The organism is Vibrio sp. YT-19(2023) (assembly GCF_033337395.1).
In genome coordinates, this window is record NZ_JAWOQN010000125.1 from 1 (window position 1) to 1,187 (window position 1,187).

3 protein-coding genes are annotated in these 1,187 nt (G+C 46.8%); all 3 read left to right on the forward strand.

Annotation, left to right across the window (positions count from 1 at the left end; translation table 11 throughout):
* The coding region (locus tag R7E78_RS24285) for a lysoplasmalogenase (RefSeq protein ID WP_318058358.1) at positions 1-575 on the forward strand (575 nt) is incomplete at its 5' end.
* Between the two features lie 69 nt (positions 576-644).
* Positions 645-866, forward strand: a complete 222-nt coding sequence (locus tag R7E78_RS24290) for a YecH family metal-binding protein (protein ID WP_015297472.1) — start codon at positions 645-647, stop codon at positions 864-866.
* Positions 867-985: 119 nt separating this feature from the next.
* On the forward strand, positions 986-1,187 hold a 202-nt coding region (locus R7E78_RS24295; protein ID WP_318058359.1), incomplete at its 3' end, for a MarC family protein.

Consider the following 1,187-nt stretch of genomic DNA (forward strand, 5'->3'; position numbering starts at 1 on the left):
TGGGTGCAAAGCAAGCGAACCCGACACAATCCTTAGTGTTTAAAATCTTTACGCTATTACTTCTTCTTATTTTGGTGCTAACCCAAGGGCCGTCGGCCGATCACAGCTACTGGATTGCTGGTGGTTTGGTGGTTTCTATGTTCGCCGATACGCTGCATTCGTTTAAAACACGCAAGCTGATCTATTTTGCTGCCTATCTCGCAGCGCAAGTGTGCTACAGCAAATCTTTTTGGGTTCAGCTCAATGGCGATATCGTGTGGTGGTTGTTGGCTTTGTTGCTTGCCGCCAGTATCGTGGCGTTTTTCCTTCTTTTACCGCAGTTAGATTCGCTCGTTTTTCCCGTTGTGACTATGGGCATAATGCTAGTGCAGCTCGCTTGGGCGGCGGGTGAGGTTTGGCTACAAACGCCTAGCTACGCGAATTCCATTGGCTTTAGTGGCACCGTCATCATGACGTATTCTGCGCTCGCTTACGCCATACACGGATTCCGTAAACCAATGAAGCGCGCGTATGTTTGGGTAAGTGGTAGCTACTTTCTTGCTCATGCACTCATTGTTGCTTCTATCATTTACTAACGTAAGTCAAAGCAGTGCTCGACGATTTCAGTACACTGGTCGGGTTCTATTTGCTAACTGGAGTTAATGATGAGTGACATTCATGCTCACAACTTACTAAACCTACTACGTGAAACCCCAATGAGCCGCGACGAGCTCGCACAACATTTTGGCGCAGACGTACGCTTTCATACCTGTAAGTTGAATGATCTAGACTTAGATGCATTGCTAACCTTTTTATTACAGCGCGATAAGGTTCGCGAACTCGAAGGCAAGTTCGTCGTCAACATGGCGCGTATTTGCAACCATTAAGCGGCGTCTGAGGTTGTTTCGGTAATCGAGGGCGAATTATCTGATTTCGCCCTTAGCCGTATACTCGCACAATCTCCTTACTATACACTGGTCGCTATTTTTTTCGTTGAGGCCAGAACATGGATATTCTTTCTGCAGCGACCATGCTGTTTCTTATCATGGACCCTCTTGGCAATTTGCCCATTGTGTTGTCCATTCTTAAACACATCGATCCCAAACGTCGTCGTAAGGTGCTCATCCGCGAGCTGATTTTTGCCTTGTTGATTTTGATGTTGTTCTTGTTCGCCGGACAAAGCATCTTGAGCTTTTTGCACGTACAGC